Annotated in this window: 6 protein-coding genes; 5 read left to right on the forward strand and 1 reads right to left on the reverse strand. The window is 31.6% G+C overall.

Annotated features, from left to right (window positions below; genetic code table 11):
- The first annotated feature begins 1,178 nt into the window (after nt 1-1,178).
- From C661_RS0120675 to C661_RS0120695, 5 genes are all read left to right on the forward strand, one after another.
- Entirely contained in the window at nt 1,179-1,784 is a 606-nt protein-coding gene (locus tag C661_RS0120675; protein WP_017417226.1) for a class I SAM-dependent methyltransferase, read from the forward strand.
- A gap of 110 nt (nt 1,785-1,894) precedes the next feature.
- Nucleotides 1,895-2,068 carry a zeta toxin family protein gene (locus C661_RS23275; RefSeq protein ID WP_017417227.1) on the forward strand — a complete coding sequence of 58 codons (174 nt, stop codon included), beginning with the start codon at nt 1,895-1,897 and terminating at the stop codon, nt 2,066-2,068.
- 93 nt (nt 2,069-2,161) lie between these two features.
- Entirely contained in the window at nt 2,162-2,758 is a 597-nt protein-coding gene (gene purN / locus C661_RS0120685; protein ID WP_017417228.1) for a phosphoribosylglycinamide formyltransferase, read from the forward strand.
- A gap of 174 nt (nt 2,759-2,932) precedes the next feature.
- The gene (locus C661_RS0120690) at nt 2,933-3,829 is read left to right on the forward strand and encodes an aminoglycoside phosphotransferase family protein (protein ID WP_017417229.1); all 897 of its coding nucleotides are present in this window, start codon (nt 2,933-2,935) and stop codon (nt 3,827-3,829) included.
- Nucleotides 3,830-3,985: 156 nt separating this feature from the next.
- On the forward strand, nt 3,986-4,762 hold the full coding sequence (locus C661_RS0120695; RefSeq protein ID WP_017417230.1) for an alpha/beta fold hydrolase: 777 nt from the start codon (nt 3,986-3,988) through the stop codon (nt 4,760-4,762).
- Nucleotides 4,763-5,085: 323 nt separating this feature from the next.
- Here C661_RS0120695 and C661_RS23000 read toward each other — a convergent pair.
- A partial coding sequence (locus tag C661_RS23000) for a CAP domain-containing protein (protein WP_017417231.1) occupies nt 5,086-5,940 on the reverse strand: 855 nt, incomplete at its 5' end.

Genomic DNA, 5,940 nt, shown 5'->3' on the forward strand with positions numbered 1-5,940 from the left:
GCTAATATTTTATTAGTTATCATATATCAACAACTCCTTATTTTTTATTTTGCTGCTTATTTCCTTGGGGGTATGTGTAACTCCTTGTGGCAATCAGTAGCTTTTATTGCTTCAGTACCTTGCTGATGAACATATCTTAACATGGGACAAAAGCTAAAACAACCCCTGTCCAAGAGTTTCATAATAAGGGTAAGATTATCCAACTAAGCTTTTTATATTTCTTTATAAACTATAAAAAGCTAAAAATAAATAACATACTTGCATAAATGAATTAGGTATCTGAAAATAAATAATAAGTCAAAGAGGTGAAGGATATTTTGAGTGCACAAGAAAGCTTGTGTTCACAAGCTTTCTTGTGCAGATAAGGACACAGGTTCCACAGATAGCAGAACTATCTAAGGGTTCTGTTGACGCAGTATAACACAAAATAGACGAGTATACTGACTTACTTATTTTTAGAAGATGCCTTATAAAAAATCTTCAAATCAAAGGGGCTGGGAAGAGGGATCATACACCATTATCCAACTAAGCTTTTTATATTTCTTTATAAACTATAAAAAGCTAAAAATAAATAACATACTTGCATAAATGAATTAGGTATCTGAAAATAAATAATAAGTCAAAGAGGTGAAGGATATTTTGAGTGCACAAGAAAGCTTGTGTTCACAAGCTTTCTTGTGCAGATAAGGACACAGGTTCCACAGATAGCAGAACTATCTAAGGGTTCTGTTGACGCAGTATAACACAAAATAGACGAGTATACTGACTTACTTATTTTTAGAAGATGCCTTATAAAAAATCTTCAAATCAAAGGGGCTGGGAAGAGGGATCATACACCTGTGAGTTCTTGCTGGAATATTTAGCTACACTGCATAATACTTTCACTTGAGATATAAGTAATTAGAATTTAAGGTATATTATTACAGTAATTATATGGTAAAATAGTCTTGATTGAGAGAACCATAATTGCAAAGAATTATTGAAATAGGTGTTTTTAAGATAGTAAATTGCGAAGATGCCACAATAGTTTTGAGAGGTAAATATAGTTTATCTTTTTACAAAACAGAGAAGCTGAGAGCTTATAATTTTAAAAATGCAATATTATTGATAGATTTATTAATCACAAAAGTGAAGAATAGATTGTTGTACAATGATTTATACCATGGGGGAGGTAAGCGGTGAAAACTTTTGAAGATAAATCAAGAGAAAGTTACAATGAAAAAGCTGATGACTATGATAAAACCTTCGATGGAAAGTTTACAGCAAAATTCAAAGAACTTTTATTAAGGGAAATTACAATGCAGAATAATAGCAGCGTTTTAGATGTTGGTTGTGGGAACGGAACACTTCTTAAAATGTTGGCAAATAATTATAATATTGAAGGGTATGGCATTGATATTTCAGAAAAGATGATTGAAAATGCAAAAAAAAGGTGTCCCCATATGGCATTTGAAGTAAGTGGTTGTGAAGATACACCCTTTAAAAATCAAATGTTTCATGTGGTGACTGTTTGTGCTTCATATCACCACTTTCCAGATACAAAAGCCTTTGCTAAAGAAGTAAGCCGAATATTAAAACCAAAAGGGGTTCTTTATATATCGGAGATATACTATCCATTAATTATTAGAGCAATTGTTAATCCATTTGTACTATTGTCAAAGGCCGGTGATGTAAAGTTTTATTCTCCAGAAGAAATTCAAAGTAATTTTGAAGAATATGGCTTTGAAAAAGTGGATTTTAAGAGGGAAGGGCACATTCAAGTTATTGTATTTAGAAAGCTATAAATGTATGCAGTATATTTATTATTATGGGATTCAGGATGTGATTTGTATTAGTAGCTTTCCTAAAAAGAAATATAACATTTAGATTTTAAATAGTTGAATTGGAGGTTAATATGGACAATAAGCTCATTTTAGTAGAAGGCATACCAGGAGCAGGTAAGACTACCACAGCAAGAAGAATAAAGAAAAGGTTAATATCAGAAGGTAAAAATGTAATACTTTACGAAGAAGGAATGTCTCATCCGGCAGATATGGCATGGAAGTGGATGATATTTACCAAGTTATAAAGGCAAGAGAGTTTGGGAACTAACTGTATTTATTTTTAAAGCTTTAGATTTAAGGCGTTACATATAATTTTTACTAATAAGGGGGAACTAGCTATGAATATAGCAGTATTTGCATCTCATGGGGGTTCTGATTTACAAGCTATTATTGATGCTTGCAAATCAGGAAAGATAAATTCACAGGTTAAGCTAGTAATTAGCAATAATTCAAATTCTATGGCACTACAAAGGGCTAAAAATGAAGGAATATTAGGATACCATATTAGCCAAAAGGTAATTTCTGATAATGGTGAATTAGATAAGAAAATATTAAGTATTTTAGTTGAAAATGAAATTGATATGATTTTTTTAGCTGGTTATTTAAAAATGTTGGGAACTTCAGTTTTACAAAAATACTCTAATAGAATATTTAATATTCATCCTGCGTTGCTTCCAAAGTATGGAGGAAAGGGAATGTATGGTATGAATGTACATAAGGCTGTAATAGAAGCAAGGGAGAAAATATCTGGCGTAACTATCCATAGAGTAAATGAAAAGTATGATAGTGGAGAAATCGTTGCACAAGCAGAAGTACCAGTAATGCCTAATGATACACCAGAAGAATTAGCTGCCAGAGTTTTAGAGAGAGAACATTCTTTTTTGATTGAAGTGATTCATGATGTTATCAATGGAAATATAAAATTAGGAGAATAATTTATTATTTGTAGGGAGAACAGGAAAATGATAAAAGATAGTTCAACGGAATGTTGGAATTAGCTAAATACGGATTAACTGAATTATTGATGTTAGAAGGTAATCCTCTATAGGAGGTTGCGGAATTATAACATAGCTTAAGAAATATAAAAAGATTTTAAAATGGGAGTCTTTATGATTTGTGAATTAACATTGCCAAAATTTTTGGCTGAAGCTAATTTAAAAGTTAATAATCTACATAGAATTGGTGCTGGTGATGATAGTGAGGTTTATTTATGTAATGACGAATATATTATAAAAGTACCTAAACGGGAAGAGGTTAAGAGGGCACAAGAAAAAGAAGTTGCGCTGTATGATTTTTTATCAAGCTTTAACTTACCCTTTGAAACACCTAAACCAATATTAAATGATGAGGACTTCAAGGTGATTACATACATTAAGGGTCAGCACTTATCTTATGATGATTACCAATGCTTAAGTGAAGAAGAAAAGGATTTATTAGCTATGGATGAGGCAAGTTTTCTTAAAGTATTGCATTCAATCAGCATTGATTTATGGAATCCATTATTTAAGGATAGAGTTCAGGATAAAAAACAAGAATATGTAAAAGATAGAGAAAAACTTACTAATATATTAAGGGAAATGAATTTATTAAATGACGAGGTAAAAAAATTAATAAGTAGTATATATTCAAAATTATTTAGCTGTGATTTCTTATTTAATTATTCGCCCTGCTTAGTGCACAATGATTTTAGTTCTAGAAATATGGTTTTCAATAACAATAGATTAGTTGGAGTTATTGATTTTGGAGACTTTTTAATAGGGGACCCTGACAATGACTTTTTATGTTTGCTTGACAGTAGTACAGATGATTTTGGCAAAGAGTTTGGGAGAAAAGTCTTAAAATTTTATGGACATCAACAGCCTCTGCTCGCGGAAAAGAAAGCAGAAATTAATGACTCATATTGGCCTATACAACAGATTCTTTTAGGATATGAACGCAATGATTCTGAAATGCTTAAAATGGGGATTCAGGAGTTATTAGCATTAAATAAAGAAGTACCAATTTAATTATGTGCAGGGTGTACAGTAAACTATATAAGTAAAATTAAGAGTTAAAAGGAGTAAGTTGGTGATATGAAAAGGATCAAATTATGGGAATGAGTCCACACTTTATGGTTCTATCAAGAAAATAGCGATTATTTTTCATAGATGAAGGGGGAAGCTATGGTGGATACAAGATATGTTATTTCAAGTGACGGAGCAAAGATTGCTTATAGCGTAGCTGGTAAAGGGCCTGCATTGTTATTGGCACATGGAGGTGCAGGCCGTTATAATAGAGAGCTATGGAATGATACTAATTGGGTTAAAAATTTAAGTGAAAAGTTTTTCTTAATAATGCCAGATATAAGAGGATATGGTGATAGTGATAAATCAGAAGACCATGGCTTTTATTCAATAGAAAATATAATGGAAGATTTCAACAATATATTAAAAGATTGCAATATAGATTCCTACTATTATTTTGGGTGGTCATATGGGGCAACAATAGGTTTTCAGGTGTTAAAAAACAGCAGTAAAATAAAGAAAGCTGTATGTGCAGGTAGTTGTTTAGGAGATTATTTTTTTAAATTTGTTGCACCAAAGATGATAGATAAATTTGAAAAATTTAATTATTACAAGAGAACAAATTCCTTAGATGAACTAGATTTAACCTATGAGGATAAGTTGTGGATTAGGGAAACAAACTTGGAAATATTGATAGCTCAATACAAAGCATGGGAAAATTGGCCATGCATTATGCCGGTGGATATTGATGCTAAGTTAGCTATTTATTCTGGGACAAATGATAATCGTGAATTGCTAGAACAACTAAATTTTCAAAAAGAAGAGCTAAATAAGCATAACATAAATTTAGAAATATTTAATGATCTAGATCATTATGGACTAATAAGCAATGTGGATGTGGTATTACCTTGGGTTCTAAAACAGTTTAAAGAATAACTTTGGTGCTACTAACCTTAGAGTATTATAATGAAATTGTTGTATCTATTTGAGAGAATAGTATAAATGGAAATGTAAGCAAAATTGGATACATGACAGTTGCAAATTTGGTAAGCTATATTTAGATTACAATTGAATCTTTTATTATTATAGATAGTATTTCATAAAAATTCATGTTAATTATTTTTTCACCAGTTATTATATATTAACAACAAAAGAGACAACCAATCTTGGTTGTCTCTTATTTATTATAACAAAATTAGAAGGTATCAATCATCTAATTTTATTAATTACTAAATCTAACCTATTTAAACAACTAGGAATTATTTTGTTGAGAAGTGTTGTGTAGCATAAACCCAGTTGCCTTGGCTGCTAAACACTACTCCAGCAGACATTTTTGTCCAGCTACCATTTAAAATGTTAGCTCTGTGTCCTGGAGAGTTCATCCATTGATCTACAAGGTACTTAGCTGTGGTTGTAGACTCTGCATAGCCTTGGCTGTAAAATAAGTTTTCACCATAACTATTAGTGTTGTACTTGAAGTATTTAATTGCTAAGTCCATTGGGCTAGCATTATTTAGTGATGGTGTATTATGCTCAAAGTAGTTGTATTGAAGCATGTTATTAGATTTATATCTAGCAATTGGTCTCATTTGCTCTTCCCAAGTTAATGGATTAAGACCTGCTTTTGCTCTTTCTTCATTAACATAAGTTAGAATTTCTTTTTCTACTGCTTCCATATATTTAAAGCTCTTATTGTCTGGGTTTGCTGGCACACCGCTTGGTACTGTAGTACTTGGTGTTGTAGCTGGTGTTTCAACCTTTGGAGCTTCTGTTTTTGGTTCTTCCTTAACAGGGGTTTCTACCTTTGGTGCCTCAACTTTAGGCTCTTCTACAACTGGAGTTTCAGTTTTAGGATTCTCTATTACTGGAACTTCAACTTCAGGTACTTCTACTTTTGGTGTTTCAACTACTGCATCTTCATTTGCTACTGGTGTATCTACTACTGAATTGTCCTCATCAGCAACTACACAATTTTCATTTGGTAATTGAACTTCTATTGGTGCTATACTGTCACAAGAGTTTTTAAGATTTAAAGGTAAATTTATAGTTTGTCCACCATTTTGTGGATTAGAAATCTGCTTTTGAACTACTGCTGTAGTTGGGAATTTAGGTAA

The organism is Clostridium tunisiense TJ (genome assembly GCF_000300195.1).
GTDB classification, from domain to species: Bacteria; Bacillota; Clostridia; order Clostridiales; family Clostridiaceae; genus Clostridium_J; species Clostridium_J tunisiense.